Annotated in this window: 21 protein-coding genes; 12 read left to right on the plus strand and 9 right to left on the minus strand. The window is 60.1% G+C overall.

Features of this window, described 5'->3' with window-relative positions; genetic code table 11:
• The coding region (creD, locus tag AC1DIS_RS17035; protein WP_477780987.1) for a cell envelope integrity protein CreD at positions 1-1060 on the plus strand (1060 nt) is incomplete at its 5' end.
• 181 nt (positions 1061-1241) lie between these two features.
• Here the strand turns inward: creD and AC1DIS_RS17040 are convergent.
• From AC1DIS_RS17040 to AC1DIS_RS17050, 3 genes are all read right to left on the minus strand, one after another.
• On the minus strand, positions 1242-1871 hold the full coding sequence (locus tag AC1DIS_RS17040; RefSeq protein ID WP_019650301.1) for a glutathione S-transferase: 630 nt from the start codon (positions 1869-1871) through the stop codon (positions 1242-1244).
• 206 nt (positions 1872-2077) lie between these two features.
• Positions 2078-2785, minus strand: coding sequence for a 3'-5' exonuclease (locus tag AC1DIS_RS17045; protein WP_018928808.1), 708 nt, complete (start codon positions 2783-2785; stop codon positions 2078-2080).
• Positions 2782-4722: a putative nucleotidyltransferase substrate binding domain-containing protein gene (locus AC1DIS_RS17050; protein WP_018928809.1), complete on the minus strand. Its 1941-nt coding sequence runs from the start codon at positions 4720-4722 to the stop codon at positions 2782-2784. The genes AC1DIS_RS17045 and AC1DIS_RS17050 overlap by 4 nt, the downstream gene beginning before the upstream one ends.
• A gap of 265 nt (positions 4723-4987) precedes the next feature.
• On the opposite strand from AC1DIS_RS17050, the gene AC1DIS_RS17055 reads away from it, so the two are divergent.
• On the plus strand, positions 4988-5434 hold the full coding sequence (locus AC1DIS_RS17055) for a response regulator (protein WP_477743644.1): 447 nt from the start codon (positions 4988-4990) through the stop codon (positions 5432-5434).
• 278 nt (positions 5435-5712) lie between these two features.
• Here the strand turns inward: AC1DIS_RS17055 and AC1DIS_RS17060 are convergent, their stop codons facing one another.
• The gene (locus AC1DIS_RS17060) at positions 5713-7890 is read right to left on the minus strand and encodes a malate synthase G (RefSeq protein WP_086944442.1); all 2178 of its coding nucleotides are present in this window, start codon (positions 7888-7890) and stop codon (positions 5713-5715) included.
• Between the two features lie 581 nt (positions 7891-8471).
• Between AC1DIS_RS17060 and AC1DIS_RS17065 the strand changes: the two genes are divergently transcribed.
• Entirely contained in the window at positions 8472-8990 is a 519-nt protein-coding gene (locus AC1DIS_RS17065) for a glycine cleavage system transcriptional repressor (protein ID WP_007936467.1), read from the plus strand.
• A gap of 215 nt (positions 8991-9205) precedes the next feature.
• Here AC1DIS_RS17065 and rarD read toward each other — a convergent pair whose 3' ends face one another.
• From rarD to AC1DIS_RS17090, 5 genes are all read right to left on the minus strand, one after another.
• Complete coding sequence (gene rarD, locus AC1DIS_RS17070) at positions 9206-10093, minus strand: EamA family transporter RarD (RefSeq protein ID WP_018928812.1); 888 nt, start codon at positions 10091-10093, stop codon at positions 9206-9208.
• 108 nt (positions 10094-10201) lie between these two features.
• Entirely contained in the window at positions 10202-11176 is a 975-nt protein-coding gene (locus tag AC1DIS_RS17075) for a serine/threonine protein kinase (protein ID WP_477743645.1), read from the minus strand.
• A gap of 163 nt (positions 11177-11339) precedes the next feature.
• The gene (locus AC1DIS_RS17080; RefSeq protein WP_477743646.1) at positions 11340-13241 is read right to left on the minus strand and encodes a PhoX family protein; all 1902 of its coding nucleotides are present in this window, start codon (positions 13239-13241) and stop codon (positions 11340-11342) included.
• Between the two features lie 72 nt (positions 13242-13313).
• Entirely contained in the window at positions 13314-14078 is a 765-nt protein-coding gene (locus AC1DIS_RS17085; protein ID WP_018928815.1) for a TOBE domain-containing protein, read from the minus strand.
• A gap of 63 nt (positions 14079-14141) precedes the next feature.
• A complete protein-coding gene (locus AC1DIS_RS17090) occupies positions 14142-14882 on the minus strand; it encodes a ComF family protein (RefSeq protein ID WP_477743647.1) in 741 nt (246 codons plus the stop codon).
• 90 nt (positions 14883-14972) lie between these two features.
• On the opposite strand from AC1DIS_RS17090, the gene bioB reads away from it, so the two are divergent.
• From bioB to AC1DIS_RS17135, 9 genes are all read left to right on the plus strand, one after another.
• The gene (gene bioB / locus AC1DIS_RS17095; protein WP_008008198.1) at positions 14973-16028 is read left to right on the plus strand and encodes a biotin synthase BioB; all 1056 of its coding nucleotides are present in this window, start codon (positions 14973-14975) and stop codon (positions 16026-16028) included.
• A gap of 71 nt (positions 16029-16099) precedes the next feature.
• Positions 16100-17206: an 8-amino-7-oxononanoate synthase gene (gene bioF, locus AC1DIS_RS17100; RefSeq protein ID WP_477780988.1), complete on the plus strand. Its 1107-nt coding sequence runs from the start codon at positions 16100-16102 to the stop codon at positions 17204-17206.
• Positions 17199-17930 carry an alpha/beta fold hydrolase gene (locus tag AC1DIS_RS17105; protein ID WP_018928818.1) on the plus strand — a complete coding sequence of 244 codons (732 nt, stop codon included), beginning with the start codon at positions 17199-17201 and terminating at the stop codon, positions 17928-17930. Before bioF ends, AC1DIS_RS17105 begins: the two co-directional genes overlap by 8 nt.
• On the plus strand, positions 17923-18735 hold the full coding sequence (gene bioC / locus AC1DIS_RS17110) for a malonyl-ACP O-methyltransferase BioC (protein WP_477743648.1): 813 nt from the start codon (positions 17923-17925) through the stop codon (positions 18733-18735). The genes AC1DIS_RS17105 and bioC overlap by 8 nt, the downstream gene beginning before the upstream one ends.
• Positions 18732-19412 (plus strand): dethiobiotin synthase, encoded by a 681-nt coding sequence (bioD, locus tag AC1DIS_RS17115; protein WP_018928820.1) that lies wholly within the window; start codon positions 18732-18734, stop codon positions 19410-19412. Before bioC ends, bioD begins: the two co-directional genes overlap by 4 nt.
• Before the next feature lie 120 nt (positions 19413-19532).
• Complete coding sequence (locus AC1DIS_RS17120) at positions 19533-19829, plus strand: hypothetical protein (protein ID WP_018928821.1); 297 nt, start codon at positions 19533-19535, stop codon at positions 19827-19829.
• 277 nt (positions 19830-20106) lie between these two features.
• A complete protein-coding gene (locus AC1DIS_RS17125; RefSeq protein WP_007936490.1) occupies positions 20107-21912 on the plus strand; it encodes a phenylacyl-CoA dehydrogenase in 1806 nt (601 codons plus the stop codon).
• 226 nt (positions 21913-22138) lie between these two features.
• Positions 22139-23428 carry a GGDEF domain-containing protein gene (locus AC1DIS_RS17130; protein ID WP_477743649.1) on the plus strand — a complete coding sequence of 430 codons (1290 nt, stop codon included), beginning with the start codon at positions 22139-22141 and terminating at the stop codon, positions 23426-23428.
• Positions 23429-23518: 90 nt separating this feature from the next.
• A complete protein-coding gene (locus tag AC1DIS_RS17135; protein WP_477743650.1) occupies positions 23519-25315 on the plus strand; it encodes an acyl-CoA dehydrogenase C-terminal domain-containing protein in 1797 nt (598 codons plus the stop codon).
• The last annotated feature ends 69 nt before the right edge of the window (positions 25316-25384 follow it).

The following is a 25384-nucleotide window of genomic DNA, read 5'->3' on the forward strand; positions in this document are numbered from 1 at the left end:
GACAGAGCTGCGCTCCCGGGGCATCTACGAGGCGCGACTGTTCCATGCCGATAACCGCATCAGCGGGCATTTTTCGGTTCCGGCACAACTGGGCATCAAGGAAGACTTCGCCGATTACCGCTTCGATCAGCCGTTCCTGGCTGTTGGCATCAGCGACATCCGCGGCATCGAAAATGCGCTGAAACTCGAACTCAATGGCCAGAAGCTGGATTTTGTACCGGGTAGCCAGGTGGGCTGGCTGGGCGAGGGTGTGCATGTGACGTTGCCGGCGCTGGACACCCAACAGGCCACGGAGCTGGCCTTCGGTTTCGACTTGCGTCTGCAAGGCACCGGCCAGTTACAGGTTCTGCCGGTGGGCAAGACCAGCAAGGTTTCACTGGCGGCCAATTGGCCTCACCCCAGCTTCATCGGCAATTACCTGCCGGCCCAGCGGGAAATCACCGATCAGGGCTTTACGGCCAATTGGCAGACCTCGTTTTTCTCCACCAACCTGCAAGAAGCGTTGAACAGTTGCGTGTCGGGCGGTCATTGCGAGGCGTTCAGCGGTCGTAGTTTCGGCGTGAGTTTCATCGACCCGGTGGACCAGTACCTGAAAAGCGACCGGGCAATCAAATATGCATTGCTGTTTATCGTCCTGACCTTCGCCGGTTTCTTCCTGTTCGAAGTGTTGAAAAGCCTGGCGGTGCACCCGGTGCAGTACGCCTTGGTGGGTGTAGCGCTGGCGTTCTTCTACCTGTTGCTGTTGTCGCTGTCCGAACACATCGGCTTTGCCCTGGCGTATCTGCTGTCGGCGAGTAGCTGTGTGGCGTTGATCGGTTTTTATGTCTGCCATGTGCTGCGCAGCGTGCGTCACGGTTTGAGCTTTTCGGCGGGGTTGGCGGCGTTATACGGGCTGCTTTACGGCTTGTTGAGCGCCGAGGATTACGCGCTGTTGATGGGCTCGCTGCTGTTGTTCGGGCTACTGGGCGTTTTCATGGTGCTGACCCGTAAGCTGGACTGGTATGGGATCGGGCAGAAAACCGCGAAGCCCTTGGACTTTGATATAGGTGCCGTGGAATGAGCCGGTGGTTGGGGTTGCACGAGGATCAGCGAGTGGGTGAGGTGTTGGCGACGCGGATTGCCAGGTTGTTTGCACAGAGATCAAAAGATCGCAGCCTGCGGCAGCTCCCACAGGAGCACGCGTTCGGCGTAGGAGCTGCCGAAGGCTGCGATCTTCTGAGGCCGGCATGGCCGACCAAAGATCAAACCTTGGGCATCGTCGCGATCATCGAAGGCCGCTGACTCACTTCGAAATACCACTCGGCCAACTTTGGATTTTCCTTGCGCCATTCCAGATCCGGATGGCGCAAATCCAGATAACCCAAGGCACAGGCCACACTGATCGCTGCCACATCGAAATGGCTGGTCAGCTCGGCAATCGCATCGGCCTCCAACAGCGCCAGGGCGCGACGAATCTTGTCGCGTTGACCGTCGAGCCATGCGTCCCAATGTTTCTCCGGTGAGCGCAGGGCCACTTCATAGCGAATCATCACGGCGGCATCCATGATCCCGTCTGCCAGAGAAGCCAGGGTCAAGCGCCGCCAGCGCGCCGAGCCTTCACGAGGAATCAGCGGATTGCCGACGTGCTGGTGATCGAGGTAATCGAGGATCACCCGGCTGTCGTACAACACATTGCCGTCGGCCAGGCGCAGCGCCGGAATCTTGCCCAGCGGGTTGTCTTTGTTGAGAGCCTGATCCGGGCTGACCGGCGTGAGCTGGCAGGCTTGCAGCGCCACGCGGTTCGTTTGGCCGGTCTCGTGCAACAGCACCATGACTTTGCGAACAAAGGGCGAGGCGGGGTTGTGGAACAGGGTCATGCTGGGGGCGGACATGGCGGCATCTCGATCATGGGCAGTGTCGGGAGCATAGCGCTTTGGTGTTTGAGTGTGGGAGCGAGCTTGTGGCGAGGGGGCTTGCCCCCGTTCGGCTGCGCAGCAGTCGTAAAACCGCCGAATGCGGTTTATATGGCGAAATGCAGGGGGCCGCTTCACGACCCAACGGGGCGGTGCGGCGGTCCGACAAGCCCCCTCGCCACAGGTCAGAAAGAAGGCGCTTGCCGCCGCCGCTTCCACTGACTCAGCCGCTGCTGCAGGTTCAACGGGCTATGAATCTGTTGCTGCCGCGCGCGGCTGAACAAAATCAGCATCAGCTCCGCCGTCGCCAAGGCATCGGCGCTGGCGTTATGCCGTTCGAAGACCTCCAGCTTGAACCAGTCGATCCACTCATCCAGCCCGGCCTCGCGAAAGTGTGCCTGGGGACAAAGCAGCGGGGCGATGTCTGCCACGTCCAGAAACGGATGCTGCAGCTTGTAACCCAGATGTTCTTTCAGTGCGCGCCCGAGCATGTGCTGATCGAACGGCGCATGAAACGCCAACACCGGGCTGTCGCCGACAAATTCCATGAATTCGAGCAGGGCCTGCGCGGGGTCGCTGCCGGCGGCAATGGCGCTCGGACCCAGCCCATGAATCAGCACGCTGGGGCCGAGTTTGAGTTCGGTGCATTGCAGCGTGCGCTCGAACTGCTGGCTGAAGTCGATCGCGCCGTCCTCGATCACCACGGCCCCGATGGACAACAGCCGATCCTTGTTCAGATTCAGCCCGGTGGTTTCCAGGTCGAGCACCACCCAGCGTTGCTCGCGCAGGCTGCAGTCGCTCAGTTGGGCCACGGCCGGCAAGCGATCCAGACGGTGTTGCAGTTCGCCGGGCAAAACGGGACTGGCCGGGCGCAGCCATGAAAACAGGCTCATAACTGATACCGCAGGGTCAGGCTGCTTTGCAGGCGTTGGGCCTGGCGCAGGGATTCACGCAGGATGCGTCGGTCCAGATGATTGAGGCTGTCGGGATCGACCCGGTTGGAGTAGGGCAAGTTCTCACGGGTCTGTAGCTGATGTTGCTGCATGCGGGTTTGCTGGATGAAGTGATACGCCTCTTCATAGGCCGCGCCGTCCAGCTGATCGATGACCTCTTTTTCCACCAATTGGCGAAAACGCTCCAGGGTGTTGTTGGCGTCGATGCCGTGGGCCAGGGCCAGCACTCGCGCGCCGTCGACGAATGGCGTCAGGCCCTGGAGTTTCAGGTCGAGGGTGGCTTTCTCGCCATTCTTGCGCGCCAGGACGAATTCGCGGAAACGTCCTACGGGCGGGCGGTTGCGCAGGGCGTTCTCGGCCATCATGCGCTGGAACAACCGGTTGTCGCCGACCTGATCGAGAATGCCCCGGCGCAGTTGCTCACAGCCTCGCTCATCGCCCCAGACCACGCGCAGATCGAAATAGATACTCGACCCCAGCAGGTTTTCCGGCGTTGCCTCGCGGATAAACGCTGCAAAGCGTCGTGCCCACTCGATCCGGGACAAACACAGCTCGGGGTTGCCGGCCATGATGTTGCCTTTGCACAAGGTAAAGCCGCACAGCGCCAGGCTCTGATTGACCTGCTGGGCGATGGGCAACAACTTGCCGCGAATTTCGGCGGCGTGGGCCGCATCGCGAGCTTCGAACAGAATGCCGTTGTCCTGATCGGTGTGCAGCGTCTGCTCGCGGCGGCCTTCGCTGCCGAAGCAAAGCCAACTGAACGGCACACCGGGATCACCTTTCTCCGCGATGGCCAGTTCGATCACCCGGCAGACGGTGTGGTCGTTGAGCAGGGTGATGATATGGGTGATCTGCGTCGAGGACGCGCCGTGGGCTAGCATCCGCTCGACCAATTGGCCGATTTCGCCGCGGATCGCCACCAGGTTTTCCACCCGCTGGGCGCTGCGAATGGTCCGCGCCAGGTGCACCAGATCGACCCTTTGCAGGGAAAACAGGTCACGCTCCGAAACCACGCCACACAGGCGCTGGTCCTTGACCAGGCAGACGTGGGCAATGTGTCGCTCGGTCATGGCGATCGCTGCGTCGAAGGCACTGTGGTCCGGCGACAGGAAAAACGGCGCCCGGGTCATGTGCCGCTCGATGGATTCATTGAAATCACTGGTGCCGTTGGCCACCACGTGTCGCAAGTCGCGAAGGGTGAAAATGCCCAGCGGCGCCTTTTGTTCATCGACCACCACAATGCTGCCGACTTGCTGATCGTGCATCAGCGTCACCGCTTCACGCAGAGGTGTGATCGGGCTGCAGGTTACCGGGTGACGCATGGCCAATTCGCCCAGCCGGGTATTGAGCGAGTATTGGGTGCCGAGGGTTTCCACGGCTTTTTGCTGGACTTGCTGATTGACCTGGTCCAGCAAGCTGCTGACACCCCGTAGGGCAAAGTCGCGGAACGGATTGGACAGTGCGAACAGTTTGATGAACGCGAGCTTGTTCAGCTGTAGGCAAAAGGTATCTTCGGCCGCCAGATGTTCGGTGCGGGTTGCACGTTCGCCCAGCAGCGCGGCAAGGGGGAAACACTCGCCGGTGGTGATTTCGAAAGTGGTTTCGGTGCCACCCTTGGCCGTGTGCGGGCGTTCCCCCACGACCCGGCCTTGTTTGACGATGTAGAAATGCTCAATCGGGCCATCGGCGGGTTTGATGATGCTCTCGCCGGGGGCATAAAAACGCAGCTGGCATTGCTCCACCAGATAGGCCAGATGAGCGTTTTCCATCTGATTGAAGGGTGGGAAGCGCTGCAGGAATTGCAAAGTGCCCTGGATGTTCTGCAACACCGCGGTTTTCCCTGCCTGGGTGAAGGCGTCCGCTTTACTCATAACCATTACCGCAGTCTTTTTCTGATTGTTGTGTCGGATCGTTGTTTCAGATCGTTCCAGGCATGGTCGACCCCTGCGGGCAGGGTGCCCATTGGACGTAAGTCTAGGTAGGCAGTGCAGCGGCCGGAATATGGGAAATGTCTGACACAACGGTGGGAAAAACCTCCTACATTGTCTATTGGAAAAGATTCCGACGAAGTGCACATTGAAGTCTGCTGAGCGATGTCTGACACCCTGTGTCAGGGATCGCATTGAAAACGTTGAGAACGCCATGTCCGACCACGATATTTTGAGTGATGCCGAGCGCGAAGCGCTCAGCGCCGTCATGCTGGAACCAGACTTGCCGCCGCAGCGGGTGCTGATCGTCGATGACGATAAGGATGCCCGCGAATTGCTGTCGGAAATTCTGGGGCTCGATGGCATTCACTGCATGACGGCGGCCAGTGGCGAGATGGCGCTCAAAATGCTGGAAGAGAAGCCATCGATCGGTCTGGTGATTACCGACCTGCGGATGGGCCACGTCGACGGCCTGGAACTGATCCGCCTGGTGCGGGAGTCGCCACGCGCGGCATTGCCGATCATCATCGTTTCCGGCGATGCCGATGTGAAGGATGCGATCGAAGCGATGCACTTGCACGTCGTGGACTTTCTGCTCAAGCCCATTGATAGCGAAAAATTGCTTGAACTGGTCAAGCATGAGCTGGGGATGGATCTGTAGCGCGGACTTCCAGGTTGGCAGCTTTTGTGGCGAGGGGGCTTGCTCCCGTTGGGTTGCGAAGCAGCCCCAAAAACTGCGATCCCAATGTCCCTGATACACCGCATACACCGGATTTACGACTGCTGCGCAGTCGAGCGGGAGCAAGCTCCCTCGCCACAGGGGACCGCAGCGTGTCTAGTCCTGAAACAGGTGTGAACCTATTTCAGGACTAGACAGCGTAAATGAAAAAGCCCTGATCTCTCGATCAGGGCTTTTTCACGTCCGGCGTCAGCGTTTACTCAAAGGCCGTTGGCAGCCTTGAACTCACGACGACGACGGTGCAGAACCGGCTCGGTGTAGCCGTTCGGCTGTTTAGTGCCTTCGACCACCAGCTCGACCGCCGCCTGGAAGGCGATGTTGCTGTCGAAGTTCGGTGCCAGCGGGCGGTACAGCGGGTCGTTGGCGTTCTGACGGTCAACCACCGGCGCCATGCGCTTGAGGCTTTCCATCACTTGCGCTTCGGTAACGATGCCGTGGCGCAGCCAGTTGGCGATGTGCTGGCTGGAAATACGCAGCGTCGCACGGTCTTCCATCAGGCCGACGTCGTTGATGTCCGGCACTTTCGAGCAACCTACGCCCTGGTCGATCCAGCGCACCACGTAACCGAGAATGCCTTGGGCGTTGTTGTCCAGTTCGTTCTTGATCTGTTCCGCAGTCCAGCTCGGATTCACAGCCAGCGGGATAGTCAGGATGTCGTCCACCGAAGCACGCGCACGTTTGGCCAGTTCGGCCTGACGGGCGAACACGTCGACCTTGTGGTAGTGCAACGCGTGCAGCGCAGCAGCTGTCGGCGATGGAACCCAGGCGGTGTTGGCACCGGCCAATGGGTGAGCGATTTTCTGTTCCAGCATGGCGGCCATCAGGTCGGGCATGGCCCACATGCCTTTACCGATCTGGGCACGACCTTGCAGGCCGGTGCTCAAACCGATGTCGACGTTCCAGTTCTCGTAGGCACTGATCCACTTCTCGGCCTTCATGTCGGCCTTGCGCACCATCGGGCCGGCTTCCATGGAGGTGTGGATTTCATCGCCCGTGCGGTCGAGGAAACCGGTGTTGATGAACACTACGCGCTCGCTGGCAGCCTTGATGCAGGCCTTGAGGTTGACCGTGGTACGGCGCTCCTCGTCCATGATCCCGACTTTCAGCGTATTGCGCGGCAGGCCGAGGACGTCTTCGATGCGACCGAACAGCTCGTTGGTAAACGCGGCTTCTTCCGGGCCGTGCATCTTCGGCTTCACGATGTAGACCGAACCGGTACGGCTGTTCTTGCGCGAGCTGTTGCCGTTGAGGCTATGGATCGCCGCGAGGCAAGTCACCAGACCGTCGAGAATGCCTTCTGGCACTTCGTTGCCGTCTTTGTCGAGGATCGCGTCAATGGTCATCAGGTGACCGACGTTGCGCACGAACAACAGCGAGCGACCGTGCAGGCTCAGTTCGCTGCCATCGAGAGCGGTGTAGGTGCGGTCGGCGTTCATGGTGCGGGTAAAGGTCTGACCGCCCTTGGAGACTTCTTCCGACAGGTCACCCTTCATCAGACCGAGCCAGTTGCGGTAGATCACCACTTTGTCATCGGCATCGACCGCGGCGACTGAGTCTTCGCAGTCCATGATGGTGGTCAGCGCGGCTTCCATCAGGATGTCTTTGACACCGGCCGCGTCGGTCTGGCCGACCGGGGTGCTGGCATCGATCTGGATTTCGAAGTGCAGGCCGTTGTTCTTCAGCAGGATCGCGGTCGGAGCCGCTGCGTCGCCGTGGAAACCGATCAGTTGAGCATCGTTGCGCAAGCCGGTGTTGCTACCACCCTTGAGGGCGACAACCAGTTTGCCGTCAACGATCTTGTAGCCGGTGGAATCGACGTGGGAGCCGGCAGCCAATGGCGCGGCTTCGTCGAGGAACGCACGGGCGAAGGCAATAACCTTGTCGCCACGTACCTTGTTGTAGCCTTTGCCCTTTTCCGCGCCATCCGCTTCGCTGATGGCGTCGGTGCCGTAGAGCGCGTCATACAGCGAACCCCAGCGTGCGTTCGAGGCGTTAAGCGCGAAGCGCGCGTTCATCACCGGCACCACCAACTGTGGGCCGGCCATGCGGGCGATTTCGTCATCGACGTTTTGTGTCGTTGCCTGGAAATCGGCCGCTTCTGGCAGCAGATAACCGATGTCTTGCAGGAAGGCTTTGTAGGCCACCGCATCGTGCGCAACACCTGCACGAGCCTGGTGCCAGGCATCAATGCGAGCCTGGAAATCATCGCGTTTGGCGAGTAGGGCTTTGTTCTTCGGTGCCAGGTCATGGATGACCTTGTCGGCACCGGCCCAGAACGTGTCGGCGGTGAGGCCGGTACCGGGAATGGCTTCGTTGTTCACGAAGTCGAACAGGACTTTGGCGACCTGCAGGCCACCGACTTGAACGTGTTCAGTCATTGCTTGCCTCACTCTGCTCAGCTATTTCGCTTTTCAGCTCTTCAATTTAACAATGAAGCCTCTGGCCATTTAAACCACAAACCCTTCTACCAGTACATGCCATTGCTGGCGGCTGGGTTCGTTCCGATCAACGGCATTGCGGCCTTGCTGACGGGGCTTTCAGGGTTGCGAGTGTGCCTGCGGCAGACATCGATCCAACGTTATGTAGTGCGCGCTGTGGCATACTACATGATGAATTGCGGTTGTGAAAATTAGACTAATTACGTCGTTCTGCGACCCCATGACGCATTGCAGTCATGTCGGGGAACGGGATGTTCTCAAAAAACTATTGGATTGTTCCAGTTAAATATAAAAACTTGTACACATAATATTCGATGCCCTGCTATGGAGATGGGGCTTTTGTGGCGAGGGGGCTTGCCCCCGTTCGGCTGCGAAGCAGTCGTAGATCGCCTGATGCGAACACGCTGGAGAAACTCAAGGGGCCGCTTTGCGACCCAACGGGGGCAAGCCCCCTCGCCACATCCAGCCCCTTGCCTATACTTGCCTTTCCATAACAAAAGTCATGACAAGAGGGCTGCGCCATGGACCATCTCGTACTCACGGTATTCGCCCCGGACAAGCCCGGGCAGGTCGAGCGCATTGCCCAATGCATTGCCGAGCATGGCGGCAACTGGCTGGAGAGCCGCATGTCGCGCATGGCCGGGCAGTTCGCCGGGATTCTTCGGGTGGGCGTACCGGCCGAAGCCTACGATGAACTGGTAGACGCCCTACAGGGACTGTCGACCCAGGGCATCCGCGTGATGATCGCCGAAAGCAGCATCGAACAATCCTGCACCTGGAAGCCGATTGCCATGGAACTGGTGGGCAATGATCGTCCGGGCATTGTGCGGGACATTACGCGTCTGCTGAGTGAGCAAGGGGTGAGCCTGGAGCGGCTGGTGACCGAAGTGCGTCCGGCGCCGATGAGCAGCGAGCCGTTGTTCCATGCCGAAGCAATCCTCGCGGTGCCCCTGACTTTGTCGCTGGAGGTGCTGCAATCGCGCCTGGAAACCCTGGCGGACGACCTGATGGTCGAATTGGTACTGCGCAGCGAACCTTGAACAGGTTATCCAAGTTATACGTGCACCTGCCTGTGGATAACCTGTAGAGACACCCCGCCAGCCCACGCCGGCCGGGGCTCTTCAGGATCTGATCAAAAAACCAGCAGTTTCAGTGACTTGCGCACAAACGCCGGGGATCACGTTGTGGATAACCTTGGGAAGGATGGATGCAGGCCACGGGAGACGTGGCCTGTAGAGATTTGTACGTTTTCTGATCAACTGCGGCGGCGCAGACTTATCCACGCGTCGACGCTGTAAACCGCCAGACCTGCCCAGATAAAGATGAACGCCACCAGCGTGCTGGACGACAAGTGTTCGCCAAACAGCAGTACGGCTTGCAACAGCACCAGCGTCGGCGCCAGGTACTGGAGAAATCCGAGGGTGGTGTAGGGCAAGTGCCGTGCGGCGGCGTTGAAACACACCAGCGGCACCAGCGTCACCGGACCGGCGGCTACCAGCCACCAGGCTTCGGAGCTGGTCCAGAATGCGGCTTGCGCGCTGGTCGCCGTCGGGTTGAACAGCAGCCAGGCGACAGCAATCGGCACCAGCATCCAGGTTTCCACCACCAGCCCCGGCAGCGCCTTGACCGGTGCCTGCTTGCGGATCAGGCCGTAGAAGCCGAAGGTCAATGCCAGCACCAGCGACACCCACGGCAGGCTGCCGACCTGCCACACTTGCTGCGCGACACCGACCGCCGCCAGCCCCACCGCGATCCACTGCATGCGCCTTAGCCGTTCGCCGAGGATCAGCATCCCCAGCAGCACGTTTACCAACGGGTTGATGTAGTAACCGAGGCTGGCCTCAAGCATGCGTCCGTTGTTCACCGACCAGACGTAAGTCAGCCAGTTGGCCGCGATCAGCGTGCCGCTCAGGGCCAGGATCGCCAGCCGCCGTGGATTCTCACGCAGCTCGCGCCACCAGCCGGGATGTTTCCAGACGAGCAGCAGCAAGGCGCCGAACAACGCGGACCAAAGCACTCGGTGGATGATGATCTCCACGGCAGGCACGCTGGCGATGGCTTTGAAGTAGAGCGGGAAAAGTCCCCAGATGATGTAGGCACTCAGGCCCAGGATGTACCCGCGACGCAGGTTGGCGGCTTGCATGAGAATCCTTGCTTAGGCAGCTAACAAAGAGGGGATTGTATAGATGTGTGGCCTTTTTTGTAGGAGCGAGGCTTGCCCGCACCGCTCGCTCCTACAGGGACGCGGTGTTTAGAAGAGTTTCAATGGCTCTTCATTCAGTGCCGCCAATTGCTCACGCAACGCCAACACTTGATCGCCCCAATAGCGCTCGGTGCCGAACCACGGAAAGCTGCGAGGGAAGGCCGGGTCGTCCCAGCGACGGGCGAGCCAGGCGCTGTAGTGCATCAACCGCAAGGCGCGCAGCGGTTCGATCAGCGCCAGTTCCCGCGGGTCGAAGTCGTGGAATTCGCTGTAGCCGTCCATCAGTTCCGACAGTTGCCCCAGACATTCCTGACGGTCACCCGCCAGCATCATCCAGATATCCTGTACCGCCGGGCCCATGCGGCAGTCGTCGAGGTCGACGATGTGGAACATTTCGTCGCGACACATCATGTTGCCGGGGTGGCAATCGCCATGTATGCGGATGTTCTGGTGTGGCGTGGCCTGGTAGACCTCTTCCACGCGCTTGAGCAAGTCGCGGGCGACGGACTCGTAGGCCGGCAGCAGACTGCGCGGTACGAAATTGCCTTCGAGCAAGGTGGCCAGTGAGTCGTGACCGAAGTTTTTCACCCCAAGCACTTCACGGTGTTCGAACGGTTTTGTAGCGCCGACCGCATGCAGACGACCCAGCAGTTGGCCCAGGCGATACAGCTGATCAAGGTTGCCCGGCTCCGGTGCGCGACCACCCCGGCGCGGGAACAGGGTGAAACGGAATCCGGCATGTTCGTGCAGGCTTTCATCGTTGTGGATCAGCGGCGGGACCACCGGTATATCGCACTCGGCGAGTTCGAAGGTGAATTGGTGTTCTTCGAGAATCGCTTCGTTGGTCCAGCGCAACGGACGGTAAAACTTGGCGATCAGCGGCTCGGAGTCTTCGATGCCGACCTGATAGACACGGTTCTCGTAGCTGTTGAGCGCCAGAATACGGGCGTCGCTGAGAAAGCCGATGCTTTCGACGGCATCGAGCACGAGGTCTGGGGTGAGGGTTTCAAACGGGTGGGCCATGCTGACTCCTGCGCGCGGCAGGCTGCCGCGTCCGGCCAAGCATGGTAGCGCAGACGGGGCCTCTTTAGGGGGTGGGCTTGAGGTAAGTGTGGTTTGGGCTGACGCTTTCGCGGGCAAGCCTTGCTCCTGCAGTAGGCGCTTGACTTGCCGCGAAGAGGCCCTGTCAGGCGCCGACGATTCCGCCATCCTCGCGGGTAATCGCCATCACCGAAGACCGCGGCTTGCCATTGGGCAGGTGTTCAGGGAATGTCGACCCGCCGTTTTCCCCCGGATGCTGAATCCCGACAAACAAGGTCTTCTGATCCGGCGAGAAGCTGATCCCCGTCACCTCACAGCCCACCGGCCCGACCATGAAACGGCGGATCTCACCGGTTGCCGGGTCGGCGCACAGCATCTGGTTATTGCCCATGCCCGCGAAGTCGCCCGCATTGCTCGTGTCGCCGTCGGTCAGAATCCACAAGCGTCCGGCCTTGTCGAAGCCCAGGCCGTCCGGGCTGTTGAACATGTTCTGCGGGGTGATGTTTGACGAGCCGGCCTTCGGCGTGCCGGCGTGGACGCCCGGGTTGCCGGCGACCACAAACAGGTCCCAGGCAAAGCTATTCGAACCGTGATCGTCGCGGTCGGTGCGCCAGCGCAGGATCTGCCCGTAGACGTTCTTCTCGCGTGGGTTCGGGCCGCCCACCGGTTGGCCTTCTTCGCCGCGCTTGGCGTTGTTGGTCAGGGTGCAATAGACCAGGCCGTCCTTGGGGCTGACGACGATCCATTCCGGGCGGTCCATGCGCGTGGCGCTCACCACGCTGGCGGCGAGGCGCGCATGAATCAGCACTTCGGCCTGATCGGCAAAACCGCTGCTGGCGTCGATGCCGTTCTTGCCGTGGGTCAGTTCGATCCACTGGCCCTGGCCTTTCGGATGATCGGCGTTGCCGTCGCCCGCATCGAAACGCGCCACGTACAAGGTGCCGTGGTCCAGCAGATCGCGGTTGGCTTTGGGGTTTTTGTGGTTGATCTTGTCGCGGCTGACGAATTTATAGATGAACTCGCCACGTTCGTCGTCGCCCATGTACACCACGGCGCGACCGTCGTTGGTTTCGGCCAGGGCAGCGTTTTCATGTTTGAAGCGGCCCAGCGCGGTGCGTTTGACCGGCGTCGATTGCGGATCGAACGGGTCGATTTCCACCACCCAGCCGTGGCGGTTGAGTTCGTTGGGATTCTTCGCCAGGTCGAAGCGTGGATCGTGTTGATGCCAGTTGATGTCTTTGCTGGTTGCCACTGCGCCGTAGCGTTTCTGCGCGGCGTCGAATTTTTGCTCGGCATTGCTGCTGCCGAAGCAGTCGGTGAAGTTCTCTTCGCAGGTCAGATAAGTGCCCCATGGCGTTTTGCCGTTGGCGCAATTCTGGAAGGTGCCGAGGACTTTCTTGCCGTGTTTGTCGGCACTGGTTTTCAGCAGGTCGTGACCTGCTGCGGGGCCGCTCAGTTTGATGGGCGCATTACCGTGAATGCGCCGGTTGTAGCGCGAGCCCTGGACGAACTGCCACTGGCCGTTCTTGCGCTGCACTTCGATCACTGACACGCCTTCGCAGGCCAGGGCCTTGCGCACATCTTCCGCCGATTGCGGCATGCCGCCGTGGGGGTAGAGGTAGCGGTAATTGGTGTATTCGTTGTTGATCGCCATCAGCGCCCGGTCTTTGTCACCGGGGAATTCGAACAGGCTCATGCCATCGTTGTTGTCGCCGAACTGGACTTCCTGCGCCTGGGCCGTGCCGTTACCGCTAGGGTCGAATGCCGGGCCATTCTTTTGCAGAGGCTGACCCCAGCTAATCAAAACCGAGGACTTGTAGCCCGGCGGCAGGGTGATGGTATCGGTGGTGGCGGCGGCAATGCTGTCGAAGCCCAACAGCTTGCTGGAACCGGCGCTGACGCTGGCGGCCAGCACGCTGCGACTCAGCAGGTTGCCACCGAGAAACATCGCCGCACCGCAGAGGGCGCCGGCGCTGATGAAGCCACGACGGCTGAGGCCGACCATTTTTTCGAGGTCGGTGGGTTGGTTGTCTTCTAATAGGCTCACATCAGGCTCCCTGCGGGTTTTTGCAGCCACCTTAAGGGCGGTTGATGAAGCTTTTGTTGCAGCGCCTGCAGGCTAGAGCGGTGTACCCAGCAGGATGTTCGATGGCGCGAACTGCACCTGCACCGGTTTACCGGCGGCAAGCCCGAGGTTTTTCAGGTGCAGCGGCTCGGCCAGGGCGCAAAGTGTCTGGCCATTGGGCAGGCCGATGCGCACTTCGCTGGGGCTGTCTTCAGCGTCGAGGATTTCTTCGATCGTGCCCTTCAGGCAATTGTTGCCATGTGTTGCAGCTTGATCGATGCCAAGCAGTTCCAGCCAACCGGCCTTGATCAGTGCGACCACTTCGGTACCCGTTTCCAGCTCCAGGCGCAGGGTGCTGTCGTGAGTGATCTGCGCGTCAATGAGCAAGCCTTCGGCCAGTTCAAGGCGGATCCGGTCGTTGCGCCCCTGTGCATCGATCGCCACGACCTTGCCGTGCAATTGATTGCGCGCGCTGGTTCTGAGCATCAGCCGACCGAGCAAGTCCAGGTCGCTGGCCTCTTCGGCGGCTTCCAGAACCTGAGCCTGCAACGCTTGCAGCTTTTGATACAGGCGCAACACGCGCTCGCCTTCGCTGGACAATTTGGCGCCACCGCCGCCCTTGCCACCAACGCTGCGCTCCACCAGTGGTTTCTGCGCGAGGTTGTTCAGCTCGTCGATGGCGTCCCACGCGGCCTTGTAACTCAGGCCGGCGCTTTTTGCGGCGCGGGTGATCGAGCCCTGTTCGGCGATGTGTTGCAGCAACGCGATGCGCTGCGGACGACGGACAATGTGCTGGGACAACAACGTAGGCAAGGACATGGCAAGGCGCTTTGGGCTGTGGCGATGGATGGGACGTTGGCGACTTGGCGTGCGGGAGTCAAGTCAGGCCCCATCGCCAGGTTTGGGGGTACGGGCCAGGCAGTAGACGTCGACCCGCGTCGCACCCGCCGCCATTAACAGCCGGGCCAGGGCCTGTGCGGTGGCGCCGGTGGTCAGCACATCGTCCACCAGTGCGAAGTGGCGACCTTTGACCGAAGCCTCGGGCGCCAGGGCGAAGGCGTGGCGCAGGTTCTTTTTACGTGCATCGGCATTAAGGTCTTGTTGCGCGCTGGTGTCCTGAGTCCTCACCAATAGCGTTTCATCACAAAGAATGTCGAGGCCGGCGCTGAGCCAGCGGGCGAGCATCGCCGCTTGGTTGAAACCCCGCTGTCGCAGCCGCTTGGGGGCCAGCGGTACCGGTATCAGCACGTCGGGCCGATCCAGATCTTCATCGAAGCGATGTTGCAGGAACTGGGCAAGAAGTTCGGCGAGCAGGCGGCCAAGCGGCCATTTTGCGCTGTGCTTGAAGCGGGTGATCAAACTGTCGACGGGAAAGCTGTAAGTCCAGGGCGCGGCGACTCGCTCGAAGGCTGGCGGTTGTTTCAGGCATTGGACGCACGTCAGGCCGGTGGCGGGCAAGGGCAGGGCGCAGGTATGGCATTGGTCGCCCAGCCAGGGCAGCTCGGTTTCGCAGGCCATGCAGATCGGTATGGTGTCGTCCGCGACCTCTGAGCAGAGCAAACAGGATTGTTTGTTTTTTAACCAGATGTAAACCGGTCCTTCGTATCGTGGTTGACAGTGCATGAGTCTTCCTTAAATATGCCGAACATCCGTGTCGCGTCTGTGGGTATTCCATTCCCCAGTCGCTTGCCAAGCATAACCAAGGAATCGCCCATGAGCGCCAGCACCACTGCCACCCTGCGTCACGACTGGTCTTTGGCTGAAGTCAAAGCACTCTTCGTTCAGCCATTCAATGACCTGCTGTTCCAGGCGCAGACGGTGCACCGCGCGCATTTCGACGCCAATCGCGTCCAGGTTTCCACCCTGCTGTCGATCAAGACCGGCGCGTGCCCTGAAGATTGCAAATATTGTCCGCAGTCGGGTCACTACAACACTGGCCTGGAAAAAGAAAAGCTGATGGAAGTGCAGAAGGTCCTCGAAGAGGCTGCTCGCGCCAAGGCGATCGGTTCGACCCGTTTCTGCATGGGCGCGGCGTGGAAACACCCGTCGGCCAAAGACATGCCTTACGTGCTGGAGATGGTCAAAGGCGTGAAAGCCATGGGCCTGGAAACCTGCATGACCCTTGGTCGTCTCGATCAGGACCAGACCGTCGCCCTGGCCGAAGCCGGCCTGGACTACTACAACCACAACCTCGACACCTCGCCGGAGTTCTACGGCAGCATCATTACCACCCGCACTTACAGCGAGCGCCTGCAAACCCTGGCCTACGTGCGTGATTCGGGGATGAAGATCTGCTCCGGCGGCATTCTCGGCATGGGCGAGTCCCTCGACGACCGCGCCAACCTGCTGATCCAGCTGGCCAACCTGCCAGAGCATCCAGAGTCGGTGCCGATCAACATGTTGGTGAAAGTCGCCGGCACGCCGCTGGAAAATGCCGACGACGTCGATCCGTTCGACTTCATCCGCATGCTCGCCGTTGCACGCATCCTGATGCCGAAATCCCACGTACGCCTGTCCGCCGGTCGCGAAGCGATGAACGAGCAGATGCAGGCTCTGGCGTTCTTTGCCGGCGCCAACTCGATTTTCTACGGCGAAAAACTGCTGACCACCGCCAACCCGCAGGCAGACAAGGACATGCAACTGTTCTCGCGTCTGGGCATCCTGCCGGAAGCCCGCGAAGAGCACGCCGACGAAGTGCATCAGGCCGCCATCGAACAGGCACTGGTGGAGCAGAAGAGCAGCGAGCAGTTCTATAACGCTGCTGTTTAACCCACGCAAAACCCTGTAGGAGCCTGCTTGCTGGCGATAGCATCACCACGGTCTGTCGACAGACCGTGGTGATGCTATCGCCAGCAAGCAGGCTCCTACACGATGGTCAGCCATTGCTGGCGTTCTGTAACAACGATTACCTGGGCCTGGCCAATCACCCGCAAGTGATCGAAGCCTGGCGCGCCGGCGCGTCTCGTTGGGGCGTGGGCGGTGGTGCTTCGCATCTGGTGATTGGCCACAGCGGCCCGCATCACGCGCTGGAAGAAGCCCTTGCCGAATTCACCGGCCGTCCGCGCGCATTGCTGTTCACCACCGGCTACATGGCCAACCTCGGCGCGGTCACCGCATTGGTCGGGCAGGGCGATACGGTGCTGGAAGACCGGCTCAATCACGCGTCGTTGCTGGATGCCGGTTTGCTGTCCGGTGCGCGTTTCAATCGCTATCTGCATAACGATGCGGCCAGTCTGGCCAACCGCCTTGAGAAGGCCACCGGCAATACGCTGGTGGTCACCGACGGCGTGTTCAGCATGGACGGTGACATCGCCGATCTGCCGGCGCTGGCGCGGGAAGCCAAGGCCAAAGGTGCCTGGTTGATGGTCGATGACGCTCACGGCTTTGGTCCGCTGGGCGCCAATGGCGGTGGGGCCGTCGAGCATTTCGGCCTGAGTCAGGAGGACGTGCCGGTGTTGGTTGGCACCCTCGGCAAGGCGTTCGGTACGGCCGGTGCTTTTGTGGCTGGCAGTGAGGAGTTGATCGAGAGCCTGATCCAGTTCGCTCGCCCCTACATCTACACCACCAGCCAGCCGCCGGCACTGGCCTGCGCGACGCTTAAAAGCCTGGAATTGTTGCGCAGCGAACACTGGCGACGTGAGCATTTGCAGGCGCTGATTCGCCAGTTCCGCCAAGGCGCCGAGCAGATTGGCCTGGAGTTGATGGACAGCTTCACGCCGATCCAGCCGATCATGATTGGCGATGCCGGGCGTGCGGTCCGGCTGTCGCAGATGCTGCGTGAGCGTGGCCTGATGGTGACCGCGATCCGTCCACCGACCGTGCCCGCCGGCAGCGCCCGCTTGCGCGTTACCCTAACTGCCGCTCACAGCGAGGCGCAGGTGCAGCTATTGTTAAATGGACTGGCCGATTGTTTTCAACAACTGGGACCGGAGCCAAGCCATGCGTGATCGTCTGATTCTGCTGCCGGGCTGGGGTCTCGGGATTTCTCCGCTGGAACCCTTGGCGGCTGCCTTGCAAGGCCTGGATGAGCATCTGCGCGTCGAAATCGAACCACTGCCGGAACTGGAATCGAGCAACCTTGAAGAATGGCTCGATGAACTGGATTCGACGCTGCCCCAGGATGCCTGGCTAGGTGGTTGGTCATTGGGCGGCATGCTGGCATCCGAATTGGCGGCGAAGCGCGGTGACCGTTGCTGCGGTTTGGTGACCCTGGCGAGTAACCCTTCTTTTGTCGCCCATGAGCAGTGGTCGAGCGGGATGCCTGGCGAGACCTTCGACGCGTTTCTGGCCGGTTGCAAAGCCGATCCGGGCATGACGTTGAAACGTTTCTCGCTGCTGTGCACCCAAGGTGCCGCAGACCCGCGCGGGCTATCGCGGCTGTTGCTCGCTGGCGCACCGCTTTCGTCTCCATCGGTGCTGATGAGCGGCCTGGAGTTGCTTGCACAGCTGGATACCCGGCAAGCGTTGCAGGCGTTTCGCGGTCCGCAATTGCACTTGTTCGGTGGTCTCGACGGATTGGTCCCGGCCGAAGCGGCGGGGGATTTGCTGGCGCTGCTGCCGGATGTCGAAATCGGTCTGATTGAACAGGCCAGCCACGCGTTTCTTCTGGAAGACCCCCACGGTGTGGCGGGGGCGATTCAGGCCTTTTTGCATGAGTCCGGTGATGACTGATTTGTCCTTTCCCAACCTGCCCGGCGGCTTGCCCGATAAACGCCAGGTAGCGGCGTCCTTTTCCCGAGCGGCGGCGAGCTACGACAGCGTGGCCGAATTGCAGCGCGACGTTGGCAATGAATTGTTGCGTCGCTTGCCGGAGGATTTTGTCCCGGGTCGATGGCTGGACATGGGTTGTGGCACCGGGTATTTCAGCCGTGCGCTCGGTGAGCGTTTTCCTACCGGCAACGGGCTGGCCCTTGATATCGCAGAGGGGATGCTCAATCACGCCCGTCCCTTGGGCGGCGCCAACCATTTCATCGCCGGTGATGCCGAACGCTTGCCGTTGCAGGATTCGACCTGCGACCTGGTCTTCTCCAGCCTGGCGGTGCAATGGTGCGCGGATTTCGCCTCGGTGCTCAACGAAGCGTATCGGGTGCTGAAACCGGGCGGTATTTTCGCGTTTGCTAGTCTGTGTGTAGGCACGCTGTACGAATTGCGCGACAGCTGGCGTCAGGTGGATGGCATGGTGCACGTCAACCGCTTCCGCGAGTTCGGTGTTTACCAGCAGCTTTGCGCGGGCAGTGGCTTGAAGGTCATCAGCCTTGAAACACATCCACATGTGTTGCATTACCCCGATGTCCGCAGCCTGACCCATGAGCTCAAGGCACTCGGGGCGCATAACCTGAACCCCGGTCGGCCGGGCGGTTTGACCGGCAGGGCGCGAATCCTCGGCTTGATCGAGGCTTACGAGCAGTTTCGTCAGGCACAGGGACTGCCGGCGACTTATCAAGTGGTTTACGCCGTGCTGGAGAAACCCTTATGAGCGCAGCCTATTTCATCACCGGTACTGACACCGATGTCGGCAAGACCACCGTCGCCGCAGGTTTGCTGCATGCCGCGCGATTGTCAGGCTTGAGCACAGCGGCGGGTAAGCCGGTAGCCTCCGGGTGTGAGCTGACGCCCAAGGGATTACGCAACGCCGACGCACTGGCACTGCTGGCCGAATGCTCGATACCGTTGACCTACGATCAGGTCAATCCGGTCGCGTTCGAGCCGGCGATCGCACCGCATCTGGCAGCGCGGGAGGCTGGCGTGGCGCTGACCGTGCAATCGTTGCTGGCACCAATGCGGCAGGTTCTCGATCTGCAGGCGGACTTCACCTTGATCGAAGGCGCTGGCGGCTGGCGAGTGCCGTTGGCGGATCAAGACAATCTGTCAGACCTGGCCATGGCGCTGGATCTGCCGGTAATCCTGGTGGTTGGTGTGCGCCTGGGCTGCATCAACCATGCGCTGCTGACGGCTGAGGCAATTGCTCGGGATGGTTTGCAGTTGGCGGGGTGGGTGGCGAACATCATCGATCCGAAGACCTCGCGCCTGGAAGAAAACCTGGCGACGCTGGCCGAGCGCATTCCCGCGCCGTGCCTGGGGCGGGTGCCGAAACTCAAGTCGGTGACGGCCGAAGCGGTGGCCGAACATCTACAGCTGGATCTGCTGGACTGACGTTTCTGGCGTGGGTTTTACCTATGATAAGGCACTGTGCCATTAGTGTTTTTGTCGGGCCTTTTAGCGGCGTGTCTGGTTCAATGGCCGCTGTTGATCCTTTGTAGGACGAGTTCTCCCATGGAAATCTCAGGAAACACCGCTTTCTATGCCGGTCTGAGCACTATTCAGACAGGGCAGAGCCGCGTCGATCAGGCTTCGGGGCAAATCGCCAACAACACCATCGAGCGTTCGGTCACCAGTCAGTCCTCCGAGGTTCAGGTCGATCGTCTGCGCTCGGTAGACCGCAGCCAGCAATCGGATCTGGCCAGCAATGTGGTCGAGATGTCTCAAGGCAAGTTCCAGGTGGAACTTGGCGTCAAAGTCGCCAAGGCCTCCGATGAAATGCTCGGTACGTTGATCGATACCTTCGCCTGATTCCTCATTGAATTCACTACCCCAGCGCCGCGCCTGTTCGCGGCGTTTTTCTGCGTAAGTCCTTCTCCCTCAACTAATCTCTCCTACATGACGTGTTGCTCAATCAACGACGTTGCGCCACTGCGCGCCCAAGATTTTCATAGATCGAAGACGAACGGCAAAAGATCGGCGCTTGACAAGGTTTGGGCGTAAACGTATGTTTCAAACAACTGTTTGACCGTCACAACAAATCACCACGGTCGTTCATTCCCGGTTACATCAGCAGAGGTTTATCGCTATGCCTGACTACAAGGCCCCCTTGCGTGATATTCGCTTCGTTCGTGACGAACTGCTCGGCTACGAAGCGCACTATCAGAGCCTTCCGGCTTGCCAGGACGCAACTCCGGACATGGTTGACGCCATTCTCGAAGAAGGCGCCAAGTTTTGTGAGCAGGTGCTGGCTCCGCTGAACCGCGTGGGTGACACCGAAGGCTGCACCTGGAGCGAGTCGGGCGTTAAAACCCCGACCGGTTTCAAAGAAGCCTACAAGCAATTCGTCGAAGGCGGCTGGCCTAGCCTGGCCCACGATGTAGAGCACGGCGGCCAGGGCCTGCCGGAGTCTCTGGGCCTGGCTGTCAGCGAAATGGTTGGCGAGGCCAACTGGTCGTGGGGCATGTACCCAGGCCTGTCCCATGGCGCGATGAACACTATTTCCGAGCACGGCACGCCTGAGCAGCAAGAGGCTTACCTGACCAAACTGGTTTCCGGCGAATGGACCGGCACCATGTGCCTGACCGAGCCGCACTGCGGCACTGACCTGGGCATGTTGCGCACCAAGGCCGAACCTCAGGCCGACGGCTCCTACAAAGTGTCCGGCACCAAGATCTTCATCTCGGCCGGTGAGCACGACATGGCCGACAACATCGTCCACATCGTTCTGGCACGTCTGCCGGACGCACCTGCCGGCACCAAAGGCATCTCGCTGTTCATCGTGCCGAAATTCCTGCCGAACGCAGATGGCTCGATCGGCGCGCGCAACGCTGTGAGCTGCGGTTCCCTGGAACACAAGATGGGCATCCACGGCAACGCCACCTGCGTGATGAACTTCGACGCGGCCACCGGTTACCTGATCGGCCCGGCGAACAAAGGCCTGAACTGCATGTTCACCTTTATGAACACCGCACGTCTGGGTACCGCGCTGCAAGGTCTGGCACACGCCGAGATCGGCTTCCAGGGCGGCCTGAAATACGCTCGCGATCGCCTGCAAATGCGCTCCCTGACTGGCCCGAAAGCGCCGGACAAAGCCGCTGACCCGATCATCGTTCACCCTGATGTTCGTCGCATGCTGTTGACCATGAAGGCGTTCGCCGAAGGCAACCGTGCGATGGTTTACTTCACCGCCAAGCAAGTTGACATCGTCAAATACGGCGTCGATGAAGAAGAGAAGAAGAAAGCCGACGCATTGCTGGCCTTCATGACGCCGATCGCCAAAGCCTTCATGACTGAAGTCGGTTTCGAATCCGCCAACCACGGCGTGCAGATCTACGGTGGCCACGGCTTCATCGCCGAGTGGGGCATGGAGCAGAACGTTCGCGACAGCCGTATTTCGATGCTGTACGAAGGCACCACCGGCATCCAGGCACTCGACCTGCTGGGCCGTAAAGTGCTGATGACTCAAGGCGAAGCGCTCAAGGGCTTCACCAAGATCGTCCACAAGTTCTGCCAGAGCAACGAAGGCAATGACGCGGTCAAAGAGTTCGTCGAGCCATTGGCTGCGCTGAACAAAGAATGGGGCGAGCTGACCATGAAGGTCGGTATGGCGGCCATGAAAGATCGCGAAGAAGTCGGCGCAGCATCCGTGGACTACCTGATGTACTCCGGTTACGCCTGCCTGGCCTACTTCTGGGCTGACATGGCGCGTCTGGCGGCCGAGAAACTGGCTGCCGGCACCACTGAAGAGGCGTTCTACACCGCCAAGCTGCAGACTGCGCGCTTCTACTTCCAGCGCATCCTGCCGCGTACCCGCACTCACGTTGCAACCATGCTGTCGGGCGCCAACAACCTGATGGACATGAAAGAAGAAGACTTCGCACTGGGTTACTAAGCCCTACGCAGTCTCTTCACAAAGCCGCTGCTTCTTCGGAAGCAGCGGCTTTTTTATGCCTGACGCAAACGATCACGTCTTTAAATATTCCTGACTAAAACGCTAAGAAGAACGACTTTGCTGCCGTTAAAGAGGCTGCGATGTGACGCCTGTCACGTTGCACGTGCTTAGCTGCGCCAAATGCAGGCACAATGCCATCTTTGTTTGCCGGGTCGGAGCTTTACCCTTGCCGCGTTCTTCCGCTGTACGTGTCAGCCATTTTTTGCCATCGCTGCTGTTGTTGCTCGCGGGGCTTGCGGCTGCCTACGTCAAGGATCTCAACGTCTTCTTCACTTCGCTGTTCAACGTTCTGCCCACTCTGGTGCTGTTGCTCGGCGGTGCGTATTGCGCGGTTTATAGACGTCAGCGTGAACTGTTTCTGATGGTCACGGTGTACATCGCCTACTTCCTGCTCGACACCCAGACTGACTATTACCGCGACAACGGCAAGGTTCGTGAAGACGCCGCGGTGGTGTTCCATCTGTGCTGTCTGTTGTTGCCGTTGCTGTTTGGCTTGTTCGCTGCCTGGCAAGAGCGTACTCACCTGTTCCAGGACATGGTGGCGCGTTTCGCTGTGTTGCTGGCGTTCGGCAGTGTGGCGCTGGGGCTGGAGCAAAGTTACCCACAGGCGCTGCTGATGTGGCTGTCGGAGATCCGCTGGCCGGCGTTGCATGGTGCGTGGATGAGCCTGATCCAATTGTCTTATCCCGTGTTCGTCGCCTCGTTCCTGTTATTGGCCTGGCAATACTGGCGCAACCCAAGACCTTTGCACGCTGCGCAATTGGTGGGGCTGTTGGGATTGTTCTGGATGTTGCCGAAAACCTTCATCCTGCCCTTCACCCTCAACATCATGTGCAGCCAGGTGATGTTGATGATTGCCGCCGCGGTTGCCCATGAGGCCTATCAGATGGCTTTCCGCGACGAACTCACCGGCCTGCCGGGGCGCCGCGCCCTGAACGAGCGCATGCAACGGCTGGGGCGCAATTACGTGCTGGCGATGAGCGACGTCGATCACTTCAAGAAATTCAACGACACCCACGGCCACGATGTCGGCGACCAAGTGTTGCGTCTGGTCGCCAGCAAGCTGTCGAAAATCAGTGGTGGCGGTAGGGCATATCGCTACGGCGGTGAGGAATTTGCCTTGGTGTTCGCAGGCAAGACCCTCGAAGAGTGCATGCCGCATCTGGAGGTCATCCGCGAATCCATTGCCACTTACAACATCCAGCTGCGCAATCAGGACAGCCGTCCCCAGGATGACCAGCAGGGGCGCCAGCGTCGCGCGGGTTCGGGTGCCTCGAGTGTTTCGGTCACCGTCAGCATCGGCGTCGCCGAACGCCTGGAACAACGCACCCCCGAAGAAGTGCTCAAATCCGCCGACCAAGCGCTCTACAGCGCCAAGGGCGCGGGGCGAAACTGTGTGATGGCCTTCGGTCAGAACCGCCGTGGCGCAGTGCGCATGGACGCCGCTGCGGGTTGAGTGATGATGGCGCATTCAGCGTCTGGACTGTGATTGTGAGGTGTGATGCACGGCGGTAGGTTTGAGCCATCTGCTGCCGGAGAAATGAACATGCCCGAGTACAAAGCTCCCCTGCGCGACATGCGCTTTCTGATCGATCACGTGTTTGATTTTCACAGCAACTACGCCGCGCTGGGGGCCTCCGATGCCAGCCCGGACATGGTCAATGCGATTCTCGAAGAAGGCGCGAAATTCTGTGAGAACGTTCTCGCACCGCTGAACCGCAGCGGCGACGAAGAAGGCTGCCATTTCGACAACGGTGTGGTCACAACGCCTACAGGCTTCAAGCAAGCATTCGCACAATACGTGGAAGGCGGCTGGCATGGTCTGGCGGCGGACCCGGCTTACGGCGGCCAGGGCTTGCCAAGTTCCTTGGGGCTGGTCATCAGCGAAATGGTCGGCTCCAGTAACACGTCCTGGGGCATGTACCCCGGCCTGACCCACGGTGCGATGTCGGCCATCCATGCCCATGGCACTGAAGAACAGAAACAGACCTACCTGAGCAAGCTCACCGCAGGCCAATGGACCGGCACCATGTGCCTGACCGAAGCTCATTGCGGCACCGATCTGGGCATCATCAAGACCCGCGCCGTGCCTCAGGCCGATGGCAGTTACGCGATCTCTGGCAGCAAGATATTCATCTCCGCCGGTGAGCACGACATGAGTGACAACATCATTCATCTGGTGCTGGCCAAATTGCCGGACGCGCCAGCGGGGACCAAAGGTATTTCGCTGTTTATCGTGCCCAAATTCCTACCCAATGCCGAGGGTGAGGCAGGCGAGCGCAACGGCGTTTCCTGCGGTTCGATCGAACACAAAATGGGCATCAAGGCCTCGGCCACCTGCGTGCTGAATTTCGACGATGCCAAGGGCTTCTTGATCGGTGAGCCGAATAAGGGCCTGAACTGCATGTTCACCATGATGAACCACGCGCGGCTCGGCACCGGCATGCAAGGTTTGTGTCTGGGGGAGGCGAGCTTCCAGGGGGCGGTCAAATACGCCAACGACCGTCTGCAAATGCGCTCGCTGACCGGCCCGAAAGCCCCGGAAAAACCTGCCGACCCGATCATCGTGCATCCCGATGTGCGCAGGATGTTGTTGACCATGAAGGCCTTCAATGAAGGCAACCGGGCGCTGACTTACTTCACCGCACAGTTGCTGGACGCTGCGCACCTGAGCCCGGATGAAACGGCGCGTCAGGACGCCGAGGATTTGCTGGCGTTCCTCACACCGATCTGCAAAGCCTTCATGACCGACACCGGGCTGGAGGTGACCAACCTCGGCATGCAGGTGTTTGGCGGCCACGGTTTCATTCGTGAGTGGGGCATGGAGCAGTTGGTTCGCGACTGCCGGATCGCGCCGATCTATGAAGGCACCAACGGCATTCAGGCGCTGGATCTGCTTGGGCGCAAAGTCCTTGGCAGTCAGGGAAAACTGCTGCGCGGCTTCACTAAAATCGTCCACAAGTTCTGTGCGGCAAACGCTGAGCACCCGCAACTCGGCGGTTATGTGGCGCAACTCAACGATCTGAATCAGCAGTGGGGTGAATTGACCACCAGGATCGGCATGGCTGCGATGAAAAATCCGGATGAGGTCGGCGCCGCCTCGGTGGATTACCTGATGTACTGCGGCTATATCATCCTCGGCTACCTGTGGCTACGCATGGCGCTGGTGGCTCAGTCGCAGTTGGAGGCGGGCAGCGGTGATGCCGATTATTGCCGAGGCAAGCTGGCGACCAGCGAGTTTTACTTCAAGCGCTTACTGCCGCGTACGGCTGCTCATCGGGCGGCCATCGAGGCGGGTAGCGACTGTTTGATGAAGTTGCCGGCGGAGTTGTTTGCACTTTAATCATTCAAATCGGCCATAAAGAAGCCCGCCTTGCTGCGGGCTTCTTTATGAAGAACAGGTCGGTGACTA

The organism is Pseudomonas sp. 05N433 (assembly GCF_056396925.1).

What these genes read in the sequence shown, in the direction of transcription:
- rarD (WP_018928812.1), bottom strand. Translation starts at nt 10,093, where the DNA reads ATGCAAGCCGCCAACCTGCGTCGCGGGTACATCCTGGGCCTGAGTGCC.
- bioC (WP_477743648.1), top strand. Translation starts at nt 17,923, where the DNA reads ATGACTGATTTGTCCTTTCCCAACCTGCCCGGCGGCTTGCCCGATAAA.
- AC1DIS_RS17090 (WP_477743647.1), bottom strand. Translation starts at nt 14,882, where the DNA reads ATGCACTGTCAACCACGATACGAAGGACCGGTTTACATCTGGTTAAAA.
- AC1DIS_RS17085 (WP_018928815.1), bottom strand. Translation starts at nt 14,078, where the DNA reads ATGTCCTTGCCTACGTTGTTGTCCCAGCACATTGTCCGTCGTCCGCAG.
- AC1DIS_RS17105 (WP_018928818.1), top strand. Translation starts at nt 17,199, where the DNA reads ATGCGTGATCGTCTGATTCTGCTGCCGGGCTGGGGTCTCGGGATTTCT.
- AC1DIS_RS17120 (WP_018928821.1), top strand. Translation starts at nt 19,533, where the DNA reads ATGGAAATCTCAGGAAACACCGCTTTCTATGCCGGTCTGAGCACTATT.
- AC1DIS_RS17075 (WP_477743645.1), bottom strand. Translation starts at nt 11,176, where the DNA reads ATGGCCCACCCGTTTGAAACCCTCACCCCAGACCTCGTGCTCGATGCC.
- bioF (WP_477780988.1), top strand. Translation starts at nt 16,100, where the DNA reads ATGCTATCGCCAGCAAGCAGGCTCCTACACGATGGTCAGCCATTGCTG.
- AC1DIS_RS17065 (WP_007936467.1), top strand. Translation starts at nt 8,472, where the DNA reads ATGGACCATCTCGTACTCACGGTATTCGCCCCGGACAAGCCCGGGCAG.
- AC1DIS_RS17040 (WP_019650301.1), bottom strand. Translation starts at nt 1,871, where the DNA reads ATGTCCGCCCCCAGCATGACCCTGTTCCACAACCCCGCCTCGCCCTTT.
- AC1DIS_RS17125 (WP_007936490.1), top strand. Translation starts at nt 20,107, where the DNA reads ATGCCTGACTACAAGGCCCCCTTGCGTGATATTCGCTTCGTTCGTGAC.
- bioB (WP_008008198.1), top strand. Translation starts at nt 14,973, where the DNA reads ATGAGCGCCAGCACCACTGCCACCCTGCGTCACGACTGGTCTTTGGCT.
- AC1DIS_RS17060 (WP_086944442.1), bottom strand. Translation starts at nt 7,890, where the DNA reads ATGACTGAACACGTTCAAGTCGGTGGCCTGCAGGTCGCCAAAGTCCTG.
- AC1DIS_RS17055 (WP_477743644.1), top strand. Translation starts at nt 4,988, where the DNA reads ATGTCCGACCACGATATTTTGAGTGATGCCGAGCGCGAAGCGCTCAGC.
- AC1DIS_RS17050 (WP_018928809.1), bottom strand. Translation starts at nt 4,722, where the DNA reads ATGGTTATGAGTAAAGCGGACGCCTTCACCCAGGCAGGGAAAACCGCG.
- AC1DIS_RS17135 (WP_477743650.1), top strand. Translation starts at nt 23,519, where the DNA reads ATGCCCGAGTACAAAGCTCCCCTGCGCGACATGCGCTTTCTGATCGAT.
- AC1DIS_RS17045 (WP_018928808.1), bottom strand. Translation starts at nt 2,785, where the DNA reads ATGAGCCTGTTTTCATGGCTGCGCCCGGCCAGTCCCGTTTTGCCCGGC.
- bioD (WP_018928820.1), top strand. Translation starts at nt 18,732, where the DNA reads ATGAGCGCAGCCTATTTCATCACCGGTACTGACACCGATGTCGGCAAG.